This is a genomic window from Hoeflea sp. TYP-13, assembly GCF_040932035.1.
GTDB lineage: Bacteria > Pseudomonadota > Alphaproteobacteria > Rhizobiales > Rhizobiaceae > Hoeflea_A.
In genome coordinates, this window is record NZ_JBFRBB010000001.1 from 193,854 (window position 1) to 215,916 (window position 22,063).

The 22,063-nt window shown below is 57.3% G+C and carries 22 protein-coding genes; 16 read left to right on the top strand and 6 right to left on the bottom strand.

From position 1 onward, the window contains the following. The first annotated feature begins 2 nt into the window (after window positions 1–2). The 15 genes from ABVT35_RS00890 (at window position 3) to ABVT35_RS00960 (ending at window position 15,963) form a co-directional block, all read left to right on the top strand. A complete protein-coding gene (locus ABVT35_RS00890; protein WP_368464212.1) occupies window positions 3–932 on the top strand; it encodes a LysR family transcriptional regulator in 930 nt (309 codons plus the stop codon). 666 nt (window positions 933–1,598) lie between these two features. Further along, window positions 1,599–3,230, top strand: coding sequence for a methyl-accepting chemotaxis protein (locus ABVT35_RS00895; protein WP_368464214.1), 1,632 nt, complete (start codon window positions 1,599–1,601; stop codon window positions 3,228–3,230). 86 nt (window positions 3,231–3,316) lie between these two features. Continuing rightward, window positions 3,317–5,296, top strand: a complete 1,980-nt coding sequence (locus tag ABVT35_RS00900; protein WP_368464216.1) for a methyl-accepting chemotaxis protein — start codon at window positions 3,317–3,319, stop codon at window positions 5,294–5,296. 49 nt (window positions 5,297–5,345) lie between these two features. Further along, window positions 5,346–5,648: an STAS domain-containing protein gene (locus ABVT35_RS00905; RefSeq protein WP_368464218.1), complete on the top strand. Its 303-nt coding sequence runs from the start codon at window positions 5,346–5,348 to the stop codon at window positions 5,646–5,648. Further along, window positions 5,645–6,013: a response regulator gene (locus ABVT35_RS00910; RefSeq protein ID WP_368464220.1), complete on the top strand. Its 369-nt coding sequence runs from the start codon at window positions 5,645–5,647 to the stop codon at window positions 6,011–6,013. The genes ABVT35_RS00905 and ABVT35_RS00910 overlap by 4 nt, the downstream gene beginning before the upstream one ends. Window positions 6,014–6,026: 13 nt before the next feature. Continuing rightward, window positions 6,027–8,345: a chemotaxis protein CheA gene (locus tag ABVT35_RS00915; protein ID WP_368464222.1), complete on the top strand. Its 2,319-nt coding sequence runs from the start codon at window positions 6,027–6,029 to the stop codon at window positions 8,343–8,345. Between the two features lie 4 nt (window positions 8,346–8,349). Next, window positions 8,350–8,817, top strand: coding sequence for a chemotaxis protein CheW (locus tag ABVT35_RS00920; RefSeq protein ID WP_368464224.1), 468 nt, complete (start codon window positions 8,350–8,352; stop codon window positions 8,815–8,817). Further along, window positions 8,814–9,740, top strand: a complete 927-nt coding sequence (locus ABVT35_RS00925) for a protein-glutamate O-methyltransferase (protein ID WP_368464226.1) — start codon at window positions 8,814–8,816, stop codon at window positions 9,738–9,740. The genes ABVT35_RS00920 and ABVT35_RS00925 overlap by 4 nt, the downstream gene beginning before the upstream one ends. Next, a complete protein-coding gene (locus ABVT35_RS00930; protein WP_368464228.1) occupies window positions 9,740–10,795 on the top strand; it encodes a chemotaxis response regulator protein-glutamate methylesterase in 1,056 nt (351 codons plus the stop codon). Before ABVT35_RS00925 ends, ABVT35_RS00930 begins: the two co-directional genes overlap by 1 nt. Beyond that, window positions 10,795–11,184, top strand: coding sequence for a response regulator (locus ABVT35_RS00935; RefSeq protein WP_368464230.1), 390 nt, complete (start codon window positions 10,795–10,797; stop codon window positions 11,182–11,184). The genes ABVT35_RS00930 and ABVT35_RS00935 overlap by 1 nt, the downstream gene beginning before the upstream one ends. Then, on the top strand, window positions 11,181–11,726 hold the full coding sequence (locus ABVT35_RS00940) for a chemotaxis protein CheD (protein WP_368464232.1): 546 nt from the start codon (window positions 11,181–11,183) through the stop codon (window positions 11,724–11,726). Before ABVT35_RS00935 ends, ABVT35_RS00940 begins: the two co-directional genes overlap by 4 nt. Window positions 11,727–11,802: 76 nt before the next feature. Next, the gene (locus ABVT35_RS00945) at window positions 11,803–12,210 is read left to right on the top strand and encodes a hypothetical protein (RefSeq protein ID WP_368464234.1); all 408 of its coding nucleotides are present in this window, start codon (window positions 11,803–11,805) and stop codon (window positions 12,208–12,210) included. A 172-nt stretch (window positions 12,211–12,382) separates the two neighbouring features. Then, window positions 12,383–14,095, top strand: coding sequence for a flagellar basal-body MS-ring/collar protein FliF (fliF, locus tag ABVT35_RS00950; protein WP_368464236.1), 1,713 nt, complete (start codon window positions 12,383–12,385; stop codon window positions 14,093–14,095). A 363-nt stretch (window positions 14,096–14,458) separates the two neighbouring features. Beyond that, complete coding sequence (locus ABVT35_RS00955) at window positions 14,459–15,127, top strand: LuxR C-terminal-related transcriptional regulator (RefSeq protein WP_368464237.1); 669 nt, start codon at window positions 14,459–14,461, stop codon at window positions 15,125–15,127. Window positions 15,128–15,321: 194 nt separating this feature from the next. Next, window positions 15,322–15,963 carry a LuxR C-terminal-related transcriptional regulator gene (locus tag ABVT35_RS00960; RefSeq protein ID WP_368464238.1) on the top strand — a complete coding sequence of 214 codons (642 nt, stop codon included), beginning with the start codon at window positions 15,322–15,324 and terminating at the stop codon, window positions 15,961–15,963. 12 nt (window positions 15,964–15,975) lie between these two features. On the opposite strand, the gene ABVT35_RS00965 is transcribed toward ABVT35_RS00960, so the two are convergent. The 6 genes from ABVT35_RS00965 to motA all read right to left on the bottom strand — a co-directional run bounded on the left by ABVT35_RS00965 (window position 15,976) and on the right by motA (window position 21,048). Further along, a complete protein-coding gene (locus ABVT35_RS00965; RefSeq protein WP_368464240.1) occupies window positions 15,976–16,413 on the bottom strand; it encodes a hypothetical protein in 438 nt (145 codons plus the stop codon). Between the two features lie 9 nt (window positions 16,414–16,422). Then, a complete protein-coding gene (gene flhB, locus ABVT35_RS00970; RefSeq protein WP_368464242.1) occupies window positions 16,423–17,499 on the bottom strand; it encodes a flagellar biosynthesis protein FlhB in 1,077 nt (358 codons plus the stop codon). A 34-nt stretch (window positions 17,500–17,533) separates the two neighbouring features. Further along, window positions 17,534–18,574, bottom strand: coding sequence for a flagellar motor switch protein FliG (locus tag ABVT35_RS00975; protein WP_368466244.1), 1,041 nt, complete (start codon window positions 18,572–18,574; stop codon window positions 17,534–17,536). Further along, complete coding sequence (gene fliN / locus ABVT35_RS00980; RefSeq protein WP_368464243.1) at window positions 18,574–19,155, bottom strand: flagellar motor switch protein FliN; 582 nt, start codon at window positions 19,153–19,155, stop codon at window positions 18,574–18,576. Before fliN ends, ABVT35_RS00975 begins: the two co-directional genes overlap by 1 nt. 65 nt (window positions 19,156–19,220) lie before the next feature. Then, complete coding sequence (locus tag ABVT35_RS00985) at window positions 19,221–20,165, bottom strand: FliM/FliN family flagellar motor switch protein (protein ID WP_368464245.1); 945 nt, start codon at window positions 20,163–20,165, stop codon at window positions 19,221–19,223. A 4-nt stretch (window positions 20,166–20,169) separates the two neighbouring features. Continuing rightward, window positions 20,170–21,048 (bottom strand): flagellar motor stator protein MotA, encoded by an 879-nt coding sequence (gene motA, locus ABVT35_RS00990; protein ID WP_368464247.1) that lies wholly within the window; start codon window positions 21,046–21,048, stop codon window positions 20,170–20,172. A gap of 235 nt (window positions 21,049–21,283) precedes the next feature. On the opposite strand from motA, the gene ABVT35_RS00995 reads away from it, so the two are divergent. Next, entirely contained in the window at window positions 21,284–22,060 is a 777-nt protein-coding gene (locus tag ABVT35_RS00995) for a DUF1217 domain-containing protein (protein ID WP_368464249.1), read from the top strand. Window positions 22,061–22,063: the final 3 nt, after the last annotated feature.

Sequence of the window (22,063 nt, forward strand, 5' to 3'; positions counted from 1 at the left end):
AGTTGAAGACATTTATCTGTGTCGCAGAGTGCGGCTCGCTGAGCCGTGCCTCGGATCGCCTGCGCATAGCGCAGCCGGCACTGTCACGCCAGATCAAGCTGCTGGAACACCATGTCGGCGTTCCGCTTTTCGACCGGCATATCAGGGGTATGGAACTGACGGAGGCAGGCTCCGAACTGCTGCGGCGCGTTTCCGGTGTGGTTCGCCAGCTTGAAACGACCATGCAGGATATCCAGTCGGCGCATACCGAGATCAGCGGCAATGTTGCCTTGGCTGTTATGCCGACGATTGCCATGGTCGTTGCCGCCAGGCTGGTTGCCCACGTTGCCCGTGAACTGCCTCAGGTCACGCTTCGCATTAGAGAAGGATACTCCGTAGACATCATTGAATGGATGCAGCGCGGCGAAGTCGATATTTCCTTTTTATACGGCCCCTCCAGCGATCTGCACATACGCTCGAAAGAACTGCTTCTGGAGGAGATAGCCCTGATCAGTCCGCCGGGCGCGCTGAACAATACCGGTGGCCAGATCGATTTCGATCAGGTGGCAGGGCTTCCCCTGGTCCTGCCCGGCCGTCGCTATGCCATGCGGCGGATCATAGAAAATGCGGCAAAAAAGGCCGGCTCTTCATTAAACATCGCCTATGAGGTCGATTCCTTTTTTGCCACCCGGGCTATGGTGATGTCCGGCATCTGTCACGCTTTCCTGCCACTTGCTTCCTTGGCAGAGGAAGTGTCCGCAGGCGCGCTTGAAGCCCGGTCGCTCGGTCCGGCGGGGCTGTGGCGGGAGCTTGTGCTCGGACTGCCCTCGGAAAGATCCAACACCCGTGCGACAAATGCCGTTGTTGAAATTCTCATGAAGGAAATTGCGCTAATGGTTTCGCAAAACGACTGGATAGCCCAGCCGGGGCCGGAACTGCGCCAACTCGTTTGATTCGATAGCGATCGGTATGCGATTTTCCGGCTGCAGCCTTAAATCCGCGGATAACCTGTTGTTTTTCTGTGAGTATCCAAAAAATCGAGCAGTGAAAACGCCAGACACATAACGATAACAAGAAATATAGCGGCAAGACCCATAGCAATCATGCTGTAATTCTCCACACGGTCATCATGACGGGAACTCGGTAATATCCCATCTGCAACCTTGCAGAGAAAACTTGCACGAAGCTTGCGGCGGAACTTGCCGTTAATCAATGTTATTTAAACGGTCTGCAACAACCCAAAGTAATATTCTCTTGCCGCGCATTACATCTTAGCCGGATGGATCGGCAGTTCAGTCTATTGATTTTGAATATTTTTTTGAATGATTTGTTAACTTAAGGGAAACGAATTACCCATAGCGTTTCAATGCGGCGGGATGGAACTTCGCAAGAGCGTATGGTCCATGGGCATGAAGCTGTTCCGTTGAACCGGTCAGAACCCGGTATTTCCATATCAGATGAATTTTGACCGGATCTTTGGTCCTGTGAACACATCGCGGGCGTCCGCCTCGCGTGCGCCGTCGCTGTCGAAGACGGTATGCGGTGACAACGGGATATTTCCGGAAGGAGTGGCGCATCGTTCGTACCGGACGATGATGCGGGGTTGTCGGGGAAACCGTGTGCGGAAGCAGGCGTCAGCAAAAACGGGGCAGGACCAGGTATCGGACGCGCGCGCGCATCGCGACTTCCTGATCCTTGGCGAGGTTGCCGCGGAAGCGAGCCATCACTGTGGCGACCGCTTTGCGGCGGCCGCGACCGATGTCCAGGCTGCGCTGCTTTCAAAAAACGTTCGACAACAGACTGACGGCCCGGAGCCCGAGCAACTTCGAGCAGCAATGGCCGCAGCAATCAGGCATCTGGGCACAGCAGCCGCATTGGCGGATCCTGAAGAGCGCAAGGGTTTTGAGGAAAACGCAAACGCACAGGGCCGGGCACTGGCCCGCGACGACATCGATCCGCAATGGTGTCTTGCCGCTCAAAATCTGTTTTTCGAACAGGTACTCAGACAAACGCTGAAGGACCACTGGCCGAAGGGAATGTTCGCCCGCTCGGGTGTGAAGCAGGACAGTTTCGAGGAGGCTGTAACGGCAATTCAGCAATTGTTCGCGGTCTTCATGCACAACACCGGCCTTGTCTGGAAAGGCTTCAGCGAAGAACAGGGAGTCCGGAACGCGGCCTCATTTGAGGAACGGCGCGGCCAGGAGAACGACCTTGTCAACGCGGAATTCGGCGATGCTCTTCGCAGCCTGATGGTCGGCGACCTTGGAACCCGAATAAAGGGGTCCGTCCCGGCCGCGCATCATGAACTCGCCGCAACCTTCAATGTTGCGCTTGACCGTGTGCAGTCGACATTCTCTGCCATCGTCAAGAACCTGCTGGCAGGAAACGACAAGGCCGGCCATTCGGTTGCCGCGCTCAACGAACTCGCTCAAATAGCCACAGATACTGCCGAGCGTATCGGTCAGGCGGCCGGTACCGTCGATGCGATGATTGGCCAGTCTGGCGAGCCCGGGCAGGGTTTCGGCAAGGTCGAGGAAGTCATGGTCGACGCCCGCCGAAGTGCGGAAGACGGAGGCACAACGATGGGCCTTGCAGTCGAAGCCATGAACGGCATCGAAGGGCTCACGGAACGCATCGGGCAGATCACCACAGCAATTGACGATGTCGCCTTTCAGACAAACCTGCTTGCTCTCAACGCCGGGATTGAAGCTGCGCGCGCCGGGGAGGCGGGACGCGGATTTGCGGTCGTTGCCCAGGAGGTCAGGGCGCTGGCCCAGCGTTCGACGGAAGCTGCCAAGGAAATCGAGGTCCTGGTCCAGGACACCAAAACCCGTATCGACACAGGTGTTACCGCCGTCAACAAGGCCGGTACCGCGATCCATGAGGTGGTCGGTCGCTTCACCGAAATTGACAACGTCATTTCGCAGACGGTTGCCGCCTCCGCCGAGCGGTCCGAGGAGATCGGCAGGCTGCGTGATGAACTTGCTTCAAGCAGATCAGAAGCTTCGCGTCTGGCCGCAAGCTCGAACTCCGCCGAAGCCGAGGTCAGGGATGTTCAGGCGGCATTCGTTCAACTCGGCGAGGTTGTCCGCCGGTTCAGACTTGGCGACGCAGGAGAGCAGCATGCCTCCGGATCACCGGAGCCGGCAGAACGTCTTGAGCCGATTGATGAGCGAGCGACTGCTCGTTGTCGCGACGCGGCCGCCGAGCCGGAATTGCCGGTTGCCATGGATATGAGGCGGAGTGCGTGACGATGAATTTCGCAGGCAACAAAAGAGCGGAACACAAAGGGCAGACGGTCAACGTCGAAGCCTGTGCGTAACTGAGGGGAGTGCGTATGAGATTGACAATTGCAAAGAGCCTGTTGGTTTTCGGCTCTGTTGTCTCAATCGGATTTATCGGCGCGGTTGGCATCAACACGCTGACGATCAGCAAGGTTGAAATCGGGTCGCCGGACTACAATCGGATCATCGACCTGAATGACCTGCGTGCTGATATTTTGCCGCCTCCCCTGTTCCTGGCGGAAGCCTACATGATGACGCTGGAGGCCGCGAGCACACGCAGCCTGCTTGCGGCCAATGTCGAACGTCTCCACAAGCTGCATGAGCTTTACTACGAACGGGCTCAGTACTGGCGCGATTCAGAGATCAGTCCAGTCCTGAAGGAAGGCATTGAAGCCAGCGTTCAAAACGACGGCAGCCGGTTCTGGGACGTTATCGAAAATAAGGTCATTCCCGCCCTGGAAAGCGGTGATGCGCTGGCACTGCATCCGGCACTCAGCGAGCTGCGCACGGTGTTTCATGAGCACCGGGACAATCTGCAGAGCGTTGTTTCCGAAACGGATTCTGCGCTGACCGGAAAGCAGGCCGAAGCCAATCGGATGGCCAGCCTTTACCAGATCCTGGCTATTTCAGCCGCCATTCTTGCTCTGGTGCTGTTGGTTGGCGGGCTATTGGCCATTCGCCGTCTCGTGGTCCAGCCGATCGGGCGCATGACCGACTATATGAATGTCCTGGCCGACGGTTCCTATGATCAGGAAGTGCCTTTTACAAATCGCAAGGATGAGATCGGACAGATGGCGCAATCGGTGGAGATTTTCCGCCAGGCGATCATCGATGGTCAGGACGCACGCGATGCCGCGGACACGGAACGACGCAACCGCGAGGAGGCCGAATCCGGCATCGCCGCCCGCAAGGAGCAGGAGGAACAGCAGCGCCGTGATGTCATCGAGCGCCTGTCGGCCGGTCTCCATCATCTGGCGGAAGGCGACCTTTCCCACAAGCTGGATGAACCGTTTATTGAAGAATATGAAGAGCTTAGAAGCACCTTCAATCAGACTGTCCAGGTTCTTAACCAGACCCTGACCGACATCACCGGTTCCACCGACATCGTTCAAACGGGTTCCACCGAGATCTCGCAGGCTGCGGACGATCTGTCACGCCGAACCGAGCAGCAGGCCGCAGCGCTTGAAGAAACCGCTGCTGCGCTGGATGAAATTACCGCAACCGTGCGCAATTCTTCCTCGGCAGCCGAAGAAGCCGGTCAGATGGTCGATGAGGCCAAGGGCGGTGCTCAAAAGTCCGGCAAGATCGTCAAGGACGCGATAACGGCGATGCAGCGCATCGAGCAGTCCTCCGGTCAGATCAGTCAGATTATCGGCGTGATCGATGACATTGCTTTCCAGACCAATCTTCTGGCGCTTAATGCGGGCGTCGAAGCGGCGCGTGCCGGGGAAGCCGGCAAGGGATTTGCCGTGGTCGCGCAGGAAGTCCGTGAACTTGCACAGCGCTCGGCCAACGCCGCCAAGGAAATCAAGGACCTGATCAACAATTCGGTCGCTGAGGTTGGCGACGGTGTGTCGCTGGTCAGCCAGACGGGCGAAGCGCTTCAGGAAATCGAACAGCATGTTCTGAAGATCAATGACCGCGTTGCTTCGATCGTGACCTCTTCGCGTGAACAGACCGCCGGTCTGCAGGAAATCAATACCGCCATCAATCAGATGGATCAGGTGACCCAGCAGAATGCGGCAATGGTCGAGGAAACCAATGCTGCCTGTCAAAACCTGACCGCCGAAAGCGGCAAGCTGAGAGGGCTTGTATCAGCCTTCAACACCGGTGGTCCGGCCCACGCGGAGTTTGCGCCCGCCGCGGTTGCTGCACCGGCCGCGGTTGCTGCACCGGCCGGAGATCACAATGCGCCAGTTGCCTCGCCGGCGAGGAACCTGGGCAAGAAACTGGCAAATGCCTTCGGAATGGGCGGTGGCACCGCAGCTGCGGCTGTCGCCGAACCGGATGGCGAGGACTGGACCGAGTTTTGAGTATCCAGCCCTCGCCCCTTCGATAAATCGATAAAAGGATGGGATTGAAATGAGTGTCGCAAGCCAAACTGAGATCGGGCAAATGCAATTGCCCGAAAATCTCGATCTGACGGCTGTAACTCCCCTGCACAAGGACCTTGTGTCAATGCGCGGCAGCGAACTCGTTGTCGATGCCTCTGCAGTTGAGCGCCTGGGAGGCCAGTGCGTGCAACTTCTGCTGAGTGCCAGCAAGAGCTGGGCCGAAGACGGCGTATCGTTTCAGATCGAGAACGCCTCGGACAGTTTCCTTTCCGCCATCGCACTGCTCGGTGTGGAACCGGACAGCCTGCATGTGAAGGAGCAGCCCCAATGAAGAAAACGACAGTTCTCACCGTTGATGACTCGCGCACCATCCGCAACATGCTGCTGATGACGCTTAATGGCGCGGGATACGAAACCCTGCAGGCCGAGGATGGCGTGCACGGGCTCGAAGTGCTCGGCGATTCGATGCCGGATGTCATCATCACCGATATCAACATGCCGCGCATGGACGGTTTCGGTTTCATCGAAAATGTCCGCAAGAGCGACAGGCACCGCGCCGTTCCAATCCTTGTCCTGACTACGGAAAGCGACGCCGAGAAAAAGAACCGTGCCCGTGAGGCGGGAGCCACCGGCTGGATCATCAAGCCGTTCGATCCGGAAAAACTCATCAACGCGATTCAACGCGTAACGGCCTGATGGAGACAGCCCGATGGATATGAACGAAATCAAAGAGATATTCTTTCAGGAATGCGAAGAGCAGTTGGCCGAGCTTGAAACCGGCCTGCTGGCGATCCACGATGGCGACGAGGATCCCGAAACCGTCAACGCGGTTTTCCGGGCTGTGCATTCGATCAAGGGTGGCGCCGGCGCTTTCGCGCTTGATGACCTCGTCAGCTTCGCCCATGTGTTTGAAACGACACTCGATTGTGTTCGATCCAATCAGCTTGAGCCGACACGGGATGTGGTAAAGGTAATGCTCAAATCAGCTGATGTGCTGGCTGATTTGACCAATGCCGCTCGCGACGGCGGCAGCGTCGAGGAAGCCCGTTGCAAGGCTCTGGTTGCCGATCTGCAGGCGCTGGCCAATGGTGAGACGCTCGCAGGCGAAGACGAGGCCGCGGCCCCCGAGTCTGCAGCAGCCCCCGAGCCTGCCGCGGCAGCAGAAGACGATGCGGGTTTTCAGCCCGTGCCGGTTGAGTTTGACGATCTGAAGACCGAAGAGGAGGGGTCCGACTTCACGCCGGTGCCGTTTTCCTTTGATGATTTTGGCACTGACGAAGCTCCGGCCGGAAACGTGTTTCAGATAAGACTGAAGCCGAAGGCCGACCTGTATCACAAAGGCAATGAGACCCTGCTCCTGCTGCGCGAACTCGGTCAGCTCGGCGAACTGCGTGTGACCTGTGAAACCGTTGATCTGCCCGGCATTGACGAGATCGATCCGGAAGGCTCCTATCTCGTCTGGAATGCCACGCTCACCACGCAGCAGGATGAGGAAGCCGTTCATTCGGTTTTCGAATTTGCCGAGTGGGATTGCGAGCTTGAAGTAAGCCGCGTTGACGAAGACGCACCCGCTGAGGCGGCTGTTTCCCAGGAAGAGGAGCAAGCGGAAACGCCGGTGGAAGAACAGCCGGCGGCTGACGAGGCTCCCGCTGCTGAAGACGTCGCGCCTGATGTGCCGGCCGAAGCTCCGGCCAGTCCGGCCGAGCCGGTTGAGGCGCCCAATGTCATTGATCTGCAGCAGGCTGCCGGTTCGCAAAAACCGGATGTGCCCGAGGCAGCTTCAGCACAAAAGACACAGACCAAGGCGGCTGCCCCTGCGGCACAGGCGACGATCCGCGTCGAACTCGACCGGATCGACCGGCTGATAAATCTGGTTGGCGAACTGGTTATCAACCAGGCGATGCTGGCCCAGAGCGTAGCCGAGTCTGCCAATGCCGGCTCCTCGGCGGTGACAATGGGGCTCGAGGAGCTCCAGCAGCTCACGCGGGAAATCCAGGACAGCGTCATGGCCATCCGCGCCCAGCCTGTCAAACCGATATTCCAGCGCATGTCGCGCACGGTCCGCGAGGCTGCCGACATGACCGGCAAGAATGTCCGTCTGGTGACCGAGGGTGAAAACACCGAGGTCGATAAGACGGTCATCGACAAGCTCGCCGAGCCACTGACCCACATGATCCGCAACGCCGTCGATCATGGTCTGGAGTCGCCTGAAGACAGGCAGGCCGCCGGAAAATCAGCCGAAGGCATTGTCAAGCTGTCGGCCAAGCACCGTTCCGGCCGCATTGTCCTGGAAATTGCTGATGACGGGGCCGGGATCAATCGGGAACGGGTGCGTCAGAAAGCCATTGACCGGGGTCTCATCACGTCGGAAACGGCTATGAGCGATGAAGAGGTCGATAATCTGATCTTTCATCCCGGGTTCTCGACCGCCGAGCAGCTCTCCGACATTTCGGGCCGCGGTGTCGGCATGGATGTCGTCAAACGATCGATCCAGGCGCTGGGAGGCCGTGTGACCATTACCTCTACACCGGGTAAAGGGTCGGTCTTCACTATGAGCCTGCCTCTGACGCTTGCGGTGCTGGACGGCATGGTTGTCACGGTGGCGGACCAGACACTGGTCGTTCCGCTGACATCGATCATCGAAACGCTGAAACCCGAACACGAACATATCCACGGTTTCGGCGCCAGCGGCCAATTGATCTCGATCCGCGACAGCTTCAAGCCGATGGTGGATGTCGGACAGATCCTGAATTTCAGGGTGCAGCCGACGGATCCGCTTGCCGGTGTTGCCCTGCTGGTCGACTCCGACGACGGCGGCCAGAGCGCGCTTCTTGTCGATGCTATCCAGGGACAGCGGCAGGTCGTCATCAAGAGCCTCGAAGCCAACTACGCCAATGTGCCGGGCATTGCCGCAGCCACCATTCTGGGCGACGGCCAGGTCGCACTGATTGTCGATGTCGAGGCGGTCGTGTCCGCATCGCGCAACGGCGCGTTGAAATCCGAAATGTCACTAGCAGCAGTGGGGTAAGACCATGCATCAGACTTCAAAGAATCTTGCAGAGGGCGCTCGCGAACTGATCGCCTTCAGGATAGGTGAGCAGGAATTTTGCGTTGACATCATGTCGGTTCGCGAAATCCGCGGATGGACACCGGCCACCTCCTTGCCGCATTCACCCGGATACGTGCTCGGTGTCATCAATTTGCGCGGCGCGGTTTTGCCGATCGTCGATCTGTCGAGCCGCCTGGGTATGAGTGAATCCGATCCTTCCGCCCGGCATGTCATCATCGTTGCGCAGGTGCATCAGAAGGTTGTTGGGCTGCTGGTTGATGCGGTTTCGGATATTTTGACCGTCACCGATGACAACATTCAGCCGACGCCGGAAGTCTCCTCCGAACTCGACCGGTCGTTTGCAAAAGGCGTGCTTGCCATTGAAGGTCGCATGATCTGCCTGATCGAGCTGGAATCAATCTTCCCGCACGACGAAAGCGAGGCTGCATGAGTGCATCGCATGCATTGAAGGGCTCGCTCCCACCGCCGGCCGCTGCCAAGCGAGTGGCCGCAGCTCCGAGTGACCAGTTGCTGGTGGATGGCGAATTCCGCATGACCGCCAAGGATCTGCAGGACATCGCGTCGATGATCTATGACGATGCCGGGATTTACCTCAATGAATCCAAGGCTTCGCTCGTCTATTCGCGGCTCGCAAAAAGAATCCGCCGCATCGGCCTCGACAGTTTCGCAACCTACTGCAAGCTTGTGTCCAGCAAGGAAGGCGCCGATGAGCGCCGCCAGATGCTGTCCCTGCTGACGACGAATTTCACCAGGTTCTTCCGCGAAGAGCACCATTTCGACCATCTGCGCGACGACGTGCTGCCGGGCCTTGTAGCCAAGGCCAAAGCAGGCGGCCGCGTGCGCATCTGGTCGGCCGGCTGTTCCCAGGGGCAGGAGCCCTACACCATTGCATTGACGCTGCTTTGCGCCATGCCGGACGCCGAGCGTTACGACGTCAAAATCCTGGCGACCGATATCGATCCGATGGTGGTATCCCACGCAAGGGAAGGCGTCTACGACAGCGCGGCGATCGAGACGGTTGAGCCCAAACTGCGCAGCCAGTGGTTCAAGCCCGAGGGGTCTTCCGGGCAGTGGCGCGTGGATCCCGCGCTCAAGCGTCTCATCACCTTCCGCGAGCTCAATTTGATGCGGGACTGGCCATTCAAGGGGCCGTTTGACGTGTTGTTCTGCCGCAATGTGGTCATCTATTTCGACGAGCCGACCCAGGCCCGGATCTGGTCGCGCTACAGCAATATGCTGGCACCTGGCGGCTGGCTCTATATCGGCCATTCGGAACGGCTCTCCGGCGAGGCGAAGGGTCATTTCAGAAACGCCGGAATTACTACCTACGAAAAATTTGCGGGGGGCGCGTAGTGCAAAACGGAATTGTGCGGGTCCTGGTGGTGGACGATTCACCCACCATGCGCAGTATGATCGGTTCGGTGCTGAATGCGGATCCGGAGATCGAGGTCGTCGGAACCGCGGGCGATGCGGCGCAGGCGCGTACCGCAATAAAGCAGCTCAATCCGGATGCGATCACACTCGACGTTGAAATGCCCAATATGAACGGGCTGGAGTTTCTCGAGAAGATCATGCGGCTGCGTCCGATGCCGGTCATCATGGTTTCAACGCTGACCAGCAAAGGTGCTGAGGCATCGCTGGCGGCTCTCGAACTTGGTGCATTCGACTGCGTCGGAAAGCCGTCTGCCGGTGATCCAAACCCCTTTTCCGGTCTGGTGGACAAGGTCAAGCAGGCGGGAAAATCGAAGGCGCGCGTGGCATCGGTCGCGAGTGGCGCACCGGCTGTCAATGGTGCGTCATCCATATCCGAAAACTACAGGCCCGGTTCAAAAATCGTGGCGATTGGCGCGTCGACCGGCGGTGTCGAGGCACTGATATCGGTTCTATCGACGTTTCCGCAGAACTGTCCGCCAACATTGATTACCCAGCATATGCCGGAAGCCTTCACCACCAGTTTTGCCGCTCGGCTCGATCGGCTTTGCAAACCCGATGTGACCGAAGCGACAGACGGTGCGGTTCTCAAACCCGGCAAGGTCTACCTTGCGCCGGGTGGGAACAAACACCTTGAAATTGTTGGCGATGCGACACTGCGCTGTCGTTTGCGGGAAGGCGAGACGGTGAATGGTCACCGACCATCCGTTGACGTGCTTTTCAAATCGGTTGCCGCACGTTGCGGCCGCAGGGCCGTGGGTGTGATTTTGACCGGAATGGGACGCGACGGCGCATCCGGTCTTTTGCAGATGCGTCAGGAAGGCGCCAATACCATCGGACAGAATGAAAACAGCTGTGTCGTTTATGGAATGCCGCGATCGGCCTTTGAGATCGGCGCGGTGGAAAACCAATTGCCGCTACGCCGCATAGGCGAAGAAGTACTTAAGCAAACATTATCCCGCGGAGGGACAGCGTGATGTCTATTGCCCAGAAGATAAAGGCACTTATTGTCGACGACCAGGTTACCAGCCGCCTATTGCTTGGCGACGCGCTGCAGCAGCTCGGTTTTACGCAGATCACCATTGCCGGTGATGGAGAACAGGCCTACCAGATAATGCAGAAAGACCCGCATCATCTGGTGATTTCGGATTTCAATATGCCGAAAATGGACGGTCTCGGTCTGCTTCAGGCCATTCGAGGCAACGCTGCGACCAAGCGTGCTGCATTCATCATCCTGACCGCGCAGGGAGACAAGGCCCTGGTTCAAAAGGCCGCTGCACTCGGCGCCAACAACGTACTGGCAAAGCCATTCACCATCGACAAGATGAAGGGCGCCATCGAAGCTGTTTTTGGAGCTCTTAAATGAATGCAGCCACGCCGCGCAATCGCTTGCATGTGATCCAGGGGCAGTATCACATTTCAGACAAGCCGGACGTTGTCTTGTCGACAATCCTGGGCTCGTGCGTTGCAGCCTGTCTGCGCGATCCGGTCGCTGGTGTTGGTGGCATGAACCACTTTCTTCTGCCAGGTTCGGCTGGCGAGGGCACAGGTGAGGCAACACGCTACGGTGTGCATCTCATGGAGCTGCTGATCAACGCTCTCCTGCAACAGGGCGCCAGCAAGAGCCGGCTCGAGGCAAAGGTTTTCGGGGGTGCGCAAACCATGTCGCGCCTTTCGGATGTCGGACGCAAAAACGGCGCTTTCGCCGAGCAGTTTCTGCGCGATGAGGGCATTAAGATCGTCAATTCAAGCCTTGGAGGCGAACTCGGCCGCAAGGTTGAATTCTGGCCGGTGAGCGGCCGGGCCCGCCAGAGCATTTTGAACGGCAGCGAGACGATGAAGGCCGTTGCCCGGGAACAGCCAGTGGCGCCTAAGCCGGCACCGGCCGATGATATCGAATTTTTCTGACTGCCATTAAGCGGATCGAAACTGCAATTGGTATAGAGTAGGCATCAAACGATCAGACCCAGTGGAGAACAGGGCGATGGCAGGGATAAACGGAAATTTGGCGCAAAACGGCGAATTCGGCGAAACGGATGCCGATTCACTGGCGACGTTGTTGTTGAAGCTGCAGGTGGAACTGGCCGATATAGCACAGCTCATCGAAGCGGCCGAGGCCGTGCTGTGCAGTGGCGATCATGACGCAAATGACGTCCACCCGACAGATGTGGCAGTCATCCAGGGCATGGATCTGGCAATACAAAAAGCCCGGGGGCTTGGGGATTTTCTTGCCGAACTGTCCGTGCGCATGCCGCAGGATTGGCTGATCGACACCACCACCGCCCTGAATGTGATCACCCTTACCGACATGCAACAGCGTTTGCTGCCGCGTCAGGCCCCAAGTGAATCGGTCGAGTTTGCCAAAGCCGCCGGCGACACCGAATTGTTCTGATCCTTCCACAGGCATTCCGCAGTCCGAAATTTGCCCCGGATAGAGGCAATTTCCTGTATCCGCAACACCCTCGCGCAAGCTTCAGCGAGTAGCTTGGCATGCGTCGGACGGGCGCCAAAAGGCCTGGCCGGCGCTGCCTTTAGCGGTAGCGTGATGGTGATGTGGAGACAGAATGAATCTGTTGAACCAACTTTCCAGTTTGCCGGGGAATCTAACCGATCTCGGACCCAAACGCCTTCTTGCCCTGGCAGGAACCGGTGTCCTTGCGGTTGCGCTGATAATTATTGCGGCCATGTTCCTCAACCGGCCCAGCTATGAAACGCTGTATGTTGGTCTCGAAGGCAGCGATTCCAGCCAGATAGCCATAGCGCTTGGCGAAATGGGAGTACCGTTCGACGTCAGTTCGGATGGATCCGTCATCAGTGTCCCGGTCGGCATGACCGGCAGAGCCCGCATGACGCTTGCAGAGCGTGGACTTCCGAACAGTTCGACATCGGGCTACGAGCTCTTTGATAATGTCGGCTCGCTCGGCCTTACATCCTTCATGCAGGAAGTGACCCGGGTTCGTGCGCTCGAAGGCGAAATCGCCCGCACAATCCGCTCCATCAACGGCATCAGCGCCGCACGTGTTCATATCGTCATGCCGGACCGCGGCAGTTTTCGCCGCGGCGAGCAGCAGCCCTCCGCTTCGGTCATGGTCCGCGCCAACGGGAACGATGGCCGCCGTGCGGCTCAGTCGATCCGGCATCTCGTCGCCTCATCGGTTCCCGGTCTCAGTGTCGATGATGTCACCGTGCTCGATTCAACCGGTCAGTTGCTTGCATCCGGCGATGACTATTCCAACAGCACCATGAACAGGTCGCTCAGCATCGTTCAAACCGTTGAATCTGAGATCGTCAGCAATATCGACAAGGCCCTGGCGCCGTTTCTGGGCATCGATAATTTCCGCGCCAGCGTTCGTGCCAATATCAACACCGACACGCAGCAGATCCAGGAGACCGTTTTCGACCCGGAATCGCGGGTGGAGCGCTCCGTTCGGGTTACGCGGGAAAACAAGGCCTCCAACAGTTCGGAAACCAATGCTCCCGCAACTGTGGAACAGAACCTGCCGACCGAACAGGTGCAAAGCAGCGCCGGACCGCAATCGTCCGAATCGAACGAGCGCAAGGAAGAACAGACAAACTATGAGATCAACTCCAAGACCATAGCGACTGTTCGCAACAGCTACAGCGTGGAGAGACTTTCAATTGCCGTGGTGATCAATGAGGGTCGCATCAAGGCGATGCTAGGCGATTCCGCCACCAAGGACGACATCGACGCCCACCTTGCCGAACTTCAACAGATCGTCGCATCCGCTTCCGGTCTCGACGCCGAACGTGGAGACCAGATCAAGCTGACCGTCGTGCAGTTCCTGGATACCGAATTGCTCAGCGACGCGGCCCAGGCGGAAGGAATTGGCCAGACGGTTTCACGTCACATCGGCAGCATGATCAACGCCGGCGCATTTGTTCTGGTGGCGCTTTTGGTTGTCTGGTTCGGGTTCAGACCGCTTGCAAATGCACTTTCGTCCACAGGCAATTCCGGAGAGGAAGGCGGGCCGGATCTGCCGGACTTCAGTCCGGGCACGGCAAATATGGAAGGATTCGGTTCGGATTTCGGTTTTGATCCGGCCGACGAGGCACCGGCCACCGGTGATGGCTTTGCTCTAGGTTCCGACGGACCGGCTGCAGCACCAGGCGCAATGCCAGGATTTGGCGCAACAGCCGAGGATATAAGCAGTCGCGTCAAGGAAGGGCCGGAAAAACGCCTGGCACGCATGGTTGAAATAAACGAAGAACGCGCCGCCAAGATCTTGAGAAAATGGGCGCTGGAGGATGCCGCCTAGCGGGCGTCCCGCACCAGCAGGTTTATGGTGAGATGACAAATCGCACCATCTAGTTGCGTCGAGCGTGCAGTGCTTCAAGCCAAATTACTGGCTGCAACAATTCATTAGTTGTGTAAAGTGTTAGAACTGACCATTCGAATTGTTTGGGTGTGGTGCTAGCGTTTCTTAGAGCCCGGCATTGTCGTTTGACTTATTCATGCTGGTCCATGGGGGCAGTGGCAGTTATATAATGGGGATAGTGTTGGTACGGAACGTCGATATTGGCGGATCATCTGATCTGAATAATGGCGTGTGCGGCTGGATATTTAATATGATTGATTTGCGCTCAAAGGTAGCTGCGATTTTATGCGGGTGTGCGTTTAAATGAGCAGAACCCGCCTTCTGGAAGATGTGAAAGCAGCCGGACAATCCGGTGACATTGCCGACGGTCTGAAACTGATCGCCGACTATGCAGGCGCAGCCAACTACATGCTTGCCCGCTGGGATGTTTATTCGGAGGGGAGCCTGGAATTCGCGGTCTCGGCAAATTGGCCCTTTGACATGGTGCGCACCCTTGGTTCTGTGCTGGTAAGAGCCCAGTTCAAGGTAACGGAAATCGAGCGCTGCATGTCGGCAACGCTGCCTTCTTTCATAGAATGCCCAGGCTCAATCAGCATGCCGGCGCATCTCAGCCGCCAGCTTTGCGCAGTCCCGTTCGATGTCGGCCCGGCCCGCATGGTTCTGATGCTGTGTTTTGCCGACGGGATGATCTATTCCCAAAACCGGCTGCATGACCTTGCGCAGGTTTGCGCGTACCACCTTGCAAGTTTCCAGAAAGACATATTTGGTGTCGAAGTACTGCAGGATCTGACCGATCGTGAACTGGAATGTCTGTCCTGGATTGCCGAAGGTAAAACCAGCGACGAGATATCGCTCATCATCGGCATTTCACGCAACACCGTAAACAACTACATCACGAGCATAATGAAGAAGACATCAACAAAGACCAGGTCGGAGGCCATTGCACATGCCGTGCGCAATAACTTGATATAATGCCCGCATACATCCGTAATCCGAATTGTTGGCTGTTGGTGCGGATACATTATTAGTTCGTTATTTTCACAATAGAAATTTACGTCAAAAACGGGGGCGAGACGTTGGAGACGGCACTTAAAGAATCGGTCAATGACAATCTAGCAGATAGTCGTCCATGGCCACCAAACAACGAAGCGGATCCGAACGGTTCCATGGAGCTGGAGGATGCTGCCCAGGAGCTGCGCGCTATCCTCGGTGCAGACGGTTACGTCGTTTGCCGCATTAACCGGTTTGCACCAAGCAAAACCCAGCGCGTGACGGTCGTGCTGAGTTCGGTTGACCGCAATATGCGCCGCGCACTGTCGGCAATCGGCGAAGCGATAGAAAATCACATGGAACGTTCGCTGCTGCCATTTGCTTGGACGGCAGCGGGGCATGAGGCAGCCGTCGGCACGTTTGTCGAACCGTTGCCGGTTAAGGCGCTCGATGTCCCGGGTGTGGGTTTTCCTGTAAAGCTCGGCATAATGGGCAATGGATTTGCCTTGTTTTTCGGTTCGGACCTTGACCTGTCAGGGGATCGCGTCGTTGAGATTCACCGCGACATCTACCGCATCATGAGGGAATTGCTTGCGCTGGACGTGCAAAGGATTTCACCGCATCAGACCCTGAATGACCGAGAGCTGCAATGCCTGCAGCTGGCGGCCGACGGTTACAAGAGCGAGGCGATTGCCGAGGAACTGACCCTGTCTGTCCACACAGTCAACGCCTATCTCGGTTTTGCGGCGACAAAGCTTGATTCGGTCAACAGGATCCAGGCGATAGCAAAGGCCATCCGTCTTGGCCTGATTGGTTGAACCCGAAACGGTCTATACCGGGCTCGGCAGTTCTATCCCGTTGAATGAGCTAGCCTGCAGGCTTGCTGCGAGGAAGGCCGTGTTTTCGTCCGGATCAGCGGATGGATCATCGAACGAAATGTGGTTGATCTCGAGCTGGCCGTGGCTTTCCAGCAATGTCAGCCGTGCAAAAACGGTCATGCCGTCGGGCTTTAATTCGATATCAAGCGTTATCTGGGGCGTCGTTCCCCAATCCAGCTGGTAGTCGCCGCCGACGCCGAAATTGACCGTGCCAGGCTGAAAGAAAAGCTCGGCGGCCGATGATACAAGGTCGGCCAGATCGCTATGACATTCCAGCTTCAGCAGAGCGATCAGATCGCCGGCATCAATGAGCCGCAACTCGCTCGCGACGGACCGTATTGCGTGTGCAACGATCTCTTCGCGCTGTTTGGTATAAGGGCAAATCTTCATCGAAATCGTTTAGTTTATCTTGGCTGGCGACTTGGAATAAACCACATGAATCAGTTCGGCGACGGCTTTGTAGAAGGCCGGTGGAATGACACTACCAACCGAAGCTTGCGCAAAAATGGAGCGTGCCAGAGGCGGGTCCTCAAAGACCGGTATGTCATTGTTTTCAGCAACTTCACGAATTTTCAGCGCAACAAGATCCTGTCCCTTTGCAATGATGACGGGAGCATCATTTTCCTCGCGCACATAGCGCAGTGCCACAGCAAAATGCGTGGGGTTCGCAATGACCAGCGTTGCCCGCGGCACATCGGAAATCATGCGGTTTCGAGCCCGGTCGCGCGCCAGCGACCGCTGCCGCGCCTTGACGATTGGGTCGCCGTCGGACTGTTTGATCTCGTCCTTGAGTTCCTGCCGGGTCATACGCAACTGGTTGCGCCAGTGAAACCGTGTCCACAACAGGTCGGCAATTGCCAGCACCGCCGTTGAAATCAGTACGATGACGAACACCTTGCGCGCCATGCGCGCCATGGTCTGCGGAATGATCGCCGGTTCTGAAAACATGCCGCTCAATACGGTGTAATAGTCGTCGACCATGGCAAAGGCCACAATAGACGAGATAACGAGGATCTTCGTTATCGACTTGGCAAAATCAACCAGACCCTGTGCACCGAATAGGCGCTTGAATCCCTTGCTCAAGGACAGGCGGGACAATTGCGGCTTGATCCGCTCGAGCGCCGGTCGCGGAATATTCTGCATGACCGATGCCGCAATTCCGAATGCCATCATCAAGGCGAAGGCAGGCAACAGGAGATGGCTGGTTTCCCAAAACAGGTGATGGAAAAGTGAAACCACATCCTCGCCATTGTTCAACTGCCACCGCGAGGATTTGGCAAAGACATCGGCAAGCGAAACCGCAACATATGATGCGCCAGACGGCATGAAGAAGATGCAAAAGACGAGGATGGCGGTCGACGACGCGAAGATCGGAACCTCCCTGGAAAAGGGTATGTTTCCCTTCTCGACGGCATCGCGGATCTTTTTCTCGGTTGGTTCTTCGGTTTTGCTGTCCTGGTCCTGCTCTTCAGCCATGATTCAGGTTCCAATCGGCGCATGTTTCAAGCGGTCAGGCGGCTTGTTCGCTGTCTTCTTCTTCCGCGAGTTTGATCTGCCCAAGCGAGGCGAACCGGATGGCTTCCTGCGTGATTGACCGCCGGGCCACCGCGATATCGCGGTCGGTGACACTGGGCATATCCTCCGCCAGGTCCGCCTCGATCATACGACGCTGGCGCGCACCGATCGAGCCGAGCACCGCCTCTTTGATATCGGCGTCGGATTTGCGCAGGCTGAGCGTGATGGTGTCGCTGCTGATATCGTTGAAAAGAGTAATGCGGCTGCGTTGCGGCATGGTCAGAATATCGTCGAACAGGAAGACCATCGGCTTGACCTTTGCCGCATCGCTCGAGCTGATGGCCTCGAGTTCGCCGAGCAATGCGTCCACAACCGGCTTTTCCATTTCGTTGATCATATCCGCAACACGGCTTGTCGCTTCGGTGTTTTCATCGCCTTTCAGGTCTTCGATCATCTGCGCGACCCGTTGTTCGATGATTTCAGCGACTTTCGGATTGACCGTTTTCATATTGACGGCCCGGTGAACGATATTGGCCCGCTGCTTTTCCGGAACCTGAAGCAGAATTTTGGCGGCGAATGAGGACGGTAGCATGGACACGACATAGGCAATCGTCTGCGGATGCTCCCTGGACAGGAACTGGCCGACCGCTGTCGGATCGGCTTCCTGAAGCCTGTCCCAAATCGTGGTTTCGAGCTTGTTCAGTGCTTCGCTTCGGCCGAGCAGACCGTCGACTTCGTCCGGTGTCAGGCCTTCTTCGAGTATGCCTTCCATGGCCTGGGCGTTGTCCATCAGCCCCGTACCCTCGGTAAACAGATCCTCAAACTCGGCGACGACATTTTCCAGTTCCTGCGGCGGTATGCTGCGCAGCGACTGGGCGCTCGCGATGATTGTCTGTAGCTCGGAGGGTGCAAAGAACTTAAGCAGTTTGCCGGCAACGGGTTTGCCCATCGCAATGAGGATTGCGGCCGCCTTTTGCGGCTTGGACAATGCCTGTCCAACCGGATTGTCCGCGGAAAAGTCCTCGTATTCCTGCATCATTTGTTGCCCGGCCGCTCATTGCTGCCGTGAATCTCGGTTAGCCGCACGCCAAAGCGTGTTTCGTCCTCTTCCAGAACGGTGATTTCCCCGTGCCCGATCATCCGGCCATTGACCATGATGTCGACAGTCTCGCCGATCTTGCGGTCAAGGGAGATCGTTGCGCCTTCGTCGAGGCTCATCAGGCTGGAGACCTTCATGCGGGTTTTGCCGAGAACGATCTGCACATCGACCGGTATTTCCATGATGATGTCTGCGTTGGCGATACTGCCGGTTGCGCCGGTCGGCTGTTCCGGGGCGGACACCTGCGGCTCGGCGGCAAAATCATCTCCGAACCCGCCGAGGTCAGGGGCCGGAGCATCGTCTGTGGCATTCGTGTCGGGAAAGTCGTCCATTGAAAAATCACCGGTTCCGAAAGGCTGTTCCTCTCCTGCCTGTTCCCCTCCTGCCTGTTCCTCCAGAGTTCCCGCTGCATCCTGTTCCAGAACGCCGCGAAGGTCATCTATGGCCTGGTCAAGTTCTGCCGCCGACTCTTCACCCGGCAATTCCTCTTCGTCCTTCATGGCCTTGTTGTCAGACATAATCATGTGTCCCTTGTTTCATTCCGCTCCCCGGAAAAAGCATGCGATTGCGATCGATTGGTGCGTCATCCCGAAGCCAACTCCCGTATCAGCTCGTGTTCGTGGCGGTGCGGCTCCTGTACGCGTACGGTGTAACGGTTTCCTGCCTTGCCGAATTCGCACCAGAACAGCTCCTTGCCGCCGGCGGACAAAAGCGCGCGCACGGCGCCCTCGTCGGCAAACGGCAGAAGATCCCCGACCTGCAGGCGGGCAACCTCGCCAAGCGTCAGTTCACTCAGTGCAATCCGCGCCTCAAGCATGACATGCGACCGCGTGATCTGCGTCGTCAGCTGCCTCGCCCAGGCAGGTTGTTCGGGTGCTGGCGGTTTTTCTTCGGCACTTTCGGTGATTCTTGTCTTCAGCAGGGGGCGCTGCGGCAAAATAACCTTGAAAGGCGCTTCGACAGAGCCGAGGTTCAGCAGAAACTCGATCACAACGGCCGGCGTGTCTTCTTCCTCTTCCTCGGCTTCGGGCGGCTCCATGGTCGCCGGATCCGCAACGACATCCTCGGTAGGCGGGTAGGCGATGCCGGCCCGCATGCTTTCTGCAAACTGTTTGAATATGACGGTGGCGACATCGAGCTCGATGTCGGACAACGCTCTGGATTCGATCGCCGCGTCTTCTGGCAGCGTTCCGCCGAGCATGCACTCCATCACCGCAATGACAAACACATCACTCCCCGACAGGATGATGTCGTCGCACCAGCCGCCAATGCCCGCACTGCAGATGACGGCATTGTCGTCGAGTGCCGCGATAAGCTCCGACCGTTCGCCTATGTCAAATTTCTCGAAGGCGACCGTGATCGGAAATCCTATGGCCTTGCCGGCATTGAGCGTCAGAGAAAGCGCGGTGACTTCCGCAAGAGTGACGCACTGCGTTTCAAGCGTTCCACGGTCACCGGACCGTCCGATCATCCGCTGGACCAGCGTCGGATCCATGCGGCTGGATGTTTCTGACGAAGGATCTGTCATCGCATCAGGCCGCTTTCGCTTCACCGCCGCTGCCGGCGCTCATCATTTCCTGTTCCACCGCATCGATCGACGGGCGTTCGTAGGAAGAAATGGTCTTGCGGCCATGTTCAAGCGCCACCTGCGGAACCGACCCGTTCATGTAGGCAAGCAGGGTCTGTTTGACGATGACGTAGAGGCGGTTCTGCTTTTCCCGCACCAGCTTGATCTGCGCGGCAATGGGTGCAAGCACCGAATAGGAAAGAAAGATGCCCAGAAAGGTGCCCACGAGCGCGGCACCGATCAGTCCTCCCAGAATTTCCGGCGATTGGTCAATTGCCCCCATCGCCTTGATAACGCCGAGCACCGCCGCAACGATACCGATCGCCGGGCAGGCATCGGAAACCGTGACGATGGCGTGGTAGGATTTGAGCTTGTCGTGCTCGATCGTATTGATTTCCTCATCCATCAGCGCCTCGATCTCATGGGGCCGTGCATTGCCAATGATGATGAGCCGCACATAGTCGCAGATGAAGGATGTCAGCTCTCCGTTTGCAAGTACCGAAGGCGCGGTCTGGAAAATGCTCGATTCTTCCGGATTGTCGATATGCGCCTCGATCTCGTTGCGCGATTTGGACCGCAGGTCGCGCATCAGACCGTAAAGGACCGCAAGCGTGTCGAGATAGTCGCGCTCCTTGGGAACGGCGAACTTGAAGGCCTCCCACATGGCCTTGCCTGAATCCTTGATGATTTTCATCGGATTGGCGACCAGGAATCCGCCAAATGCCGCGCCGCCGATGATCAGCAGCTCATAGGGCTGCATCAGGACGCTGAGATATCCGCCCATGGCCATGTAGCCGCCGAGGATACATCCGAATGTCACGACAAGTCCGATGATGATGTTCATGGGCAGCTACGATTCCGTTCAAACAAACACACACTAGGGGTACGTGCTCTGGCTTGCGTGAAGCTGGACCGGACCATTCTCCTGCAGCCCGATTGGCCGGTTATGTCTGTTCGCGAAAGCTTCGCACAAGGATATCTGCCTAAGTTCTGTCCGCAGATGCGATGAGAAGGTATTTCCGGGCGCGGATGTCTCGGGTTTTGCCGACGCCGATACGAACCGACACGGGCATGACACGATGGTCACCACCTATACCAGCTATCTGAACATCGCTACCGACCTCAATCGCTCCATTGAGCGTGTTAAGGCGCAGCCAATCGTTTCGCGGGAGACGGAGTATTATCTCGAAAACATCGGCAAGGTGGATTCAATAGATGAATTCATGGCCGACAGCCGGCTGTATGATTACGCGATGAAGGCCCACGGCCTTGAGGAAATGAGCTATGCCAAGGCCTTTATCAGAAAGGTCCTGACCGAGGGCATCGATGACAGCGACAGCTTCGCCAACCAGCTGACCGACACGCGATACCGGGATTTTGCCGACGCATTCAACTTTGCCCGCCATGGTGAAACGGCGACGGTTTTCACCAAGGCCCAGCAGGGAACGGTCGATAAATATCTGCGCCAGTCCCTTGAGGAAGAAGCCGGAAACAGCAATGAAGGTGTCCGACTGGCGCTCTATTTCGAACGTCTGGCTCCGGACATATCCAACGCCTACGAAATCCTGGCGGATCCGGCGCTGGCCACCGTTGTGAGGACCGCTCTCGGCCTGCCGGATGAATTCGCCTATTCGGACATCGACAAACAGGCCGACTACTTCAAGGAAAACATCAATTTTGACGACTTCAAGGATCCGGAAAAGCTGAACACTCTGTTGCAGCGCTTCACCAGCCTTTGGGAAGTGAGCAATCCAAGCACGACGGTGACATCCGCCGCTCTGCTGACCCAGTCGTCAAGTTCGGAGATTTCTCCGGATCTGATGATTGCGATCAACAATCTCAAACTTGGCGGGTAGACA

Excerpts from the sequence above, each read along its gene's own strand:
- ABVT35_RS00900 (WP_368464216.1), top strand. The coding sequence starts at position 3,317 with ATGAGATTGACAATTGCAAAGAGCCTGTTGGTTTTCGGCTCTGTTGTC.
- ABVT35_RS00905 (WP_368464218.1), top strand. The coding sequence starts at position 5,346 with ATGAGTGTCGCAAGCCAAACTGAGATCGGGCAAATGCAATTGCCCGAA.
- ABVT35_RS00910 (WP_368464220.1), top strand. The coding sequence starts at position 5,645 with ATGAAGAAAACGACAGTTCTCACCGTTGATGACTCGCGCACCATCCGC.
- ABVT35_RS00915 (WP_368464222.1), top strand. The coding sequence starts at position 6,027 with ATGGATATGAACGAAATCAAAGAGATATTCTTTCAGGAATGCGAAGAG.
- ABVT35_RS00920 (WP_368464224.1), top strand. The coding sequence starts at position 8,350 with ATGCATCAGACTTCAAAGAATCTTGCAGAGGGCGCTCGCGAACTGATC.
- ABVT35_RS00925 (WP_368464226.1), top strand. The coding sequence starts at position 8,814 with ATGAGTGCATCGCATGCATTGAAGGGCTCGCTCCCACCGCCGGCCGCT.
- ABVT35_RS00935 (WP_368464230.1), top strand. The coding sequence starts at position 10,795 with ATGTCTATTGCCCAGAAGATAAAGGCACTTATTGTCGACGACCAGGTT.
- ABVT35_RS00940 (WP_368464232.1), top strand. The coding sequence starts at position 11,181 with ATGAATGCAGCCACGCCGCGCAATCGCTTGCATGTGATCCAGGGGCAG.
- ABVT35_RS00945 (WP_368464234.1), top strand. The coding sequence starts at position 11,803 with ATGGCAGGGATAAACGGAAATTTGGCGCAAAACGGCGAATTCGGCGAA.
- fliF (WP_368464236.1), top strand. The coding sequence starts at position 12,383 with ATGAATCTGTTGAACCAACTTTCCAGTTTGCCGGGGAATCTAACCGAT.
- ABVT35_RS00955 (WP_368464237.1), top strand. The coding sequence starts at position 14,459 with ATGAGCAGAACCCGCCTTCTGGAAGATGTGAAAGCAGCCGGACAATCC.
- ABVT35_RS00960 (WP_368464238.1), top strand. The coding sequence starts at position 15,322 with ATGGAGCTGGAGGATGCTGCCCAGGAGCTGCGCGCTATCCTCGGTGCA.
- ABVT35_RS00965 (WP_368464240.1), bottom strand. The coding sequence starts at position 16,413 with ATGAAGATTTGCCCTTATACCAAACAGCGCGAAGAGATCGTTGCACAC.
- flhB (WP_368464242.1), bottom strand. The coding sequence starts at position 17,499 with ATGGCTGAAGAGCAGGACCAGGACAGCAAAACCGAAGAACCAACCGAG.
- ABVT35_RS00975 (WP_368466244.1), bottom strand. The coding sequence starts at position 18,574 with ATGCAGGAATACGAGGACTTTTCCGCGGACAATCCGGTTGGACAGGCA.
- fliN (WP_368464243.1), bottom strand. The coding sequence starts at position 19,155 with ATGTCTGACAACAAGGCCATGAAGGACGAAGAGGAATTGCCGGGTGAA.
- ABVT35_RS00985 (WP_368464245.1), bottom strand. The coding sequence starts at position 20,165 with ATGACAGATCCTTCGTCAGAAACATCCAGCCGCATGGATCCGACGCTG.
- motA (WP_368464247.1), bottom strand. The coding sequence starts at position 21,048 with ATGAACATCATCATCGGACTTGTCGTGACATTCGGATGTATCCTCGGC.
- ABVT35_RS00995 (WP_368464249.1), top strand. The coding sequence starts at position 21,284 with ATGGTCACCACCTATACCAGCTATCTGAACATCGCTACCGACCTCAAT.